The sequence below is a fragment of the Bordetella sp. BOR01 genome (genome assembly GCF_019218885.1).
In the GTDB taxonomy this organism is placed as follows: domain Bacteria; phylum Pseudomonadota; class Gammaproteobacteria; order Burkholderiales; family Burkholderiaceae_B; genus Bordetella_A.
The window spans coordinates 1-584 of sequence record NZ_JAHUWT010000015.1; the positions used below are offsets into that span (position 1 = coordinate 1).

Annotated in this window: 1 protein-coding gene; it reads left to right on the forward strand. The window is 63.7% G+C overall.

The genetic code is table 11. The features are described from left to right. Positions 1 to 584, forward strand: a 584-nt coding sequence (locus KW845_RS29325; RefSeq protein WP_218372944.1) for a TRAP transporter large permease subunit, incomplete at both ends; no start/stop codon positions are given.

Genomic DNA, 584 nt, shown 5'->3' on the forward strand with positions numbered 1-584 from the left:
CGGCTGACGCTGGACCTGCTGCGCCAGGCGATGGACACGACCACCAAGCTGTCGTGCTTCGTGGTGTTCATCCTGGTGGGCTCGACGGTGTTCGGGCTGACCTTTCGCGGCGTCAGCGGCGACCTGTGGGTCGAGCACCTGCTGACCAGCGTGCCGGGCGGCGAATGGGGTTTTCTGATCGTGGTCAGCGTGCTGACCTTCGTGCTGGCGTTCTTCCTGGACTTCTTCGAGCTGGCGTTCATCATCGTGCCGCTGCTCGGGCCGGTGGCCGACAAGATGGGCATCGACCTGATCTGGTTCGGGATCATCCTGGCGGTGAACATGCAGACCTCGTTCATGCACCCGCCGTTCGGCTTCGCGCTGTTCTACCTGCGCTCGGTCGCGCCCAAGGACGCCTACCGCGACAAGATCACCGGCCAGCGCATCGAGCCGGTGACCACCGGCCAGATCTACTGGGGCTCGGTGCCGTTCATCGTGATCCAGCTGATCATGGTGGCCGCGGTGATGATCTTCCCCGGCATGGTCATGCACTACAAGGCCGGCGCCTCTACCGTCGATCCCAGTACGGTCAAGATCGAGATCGA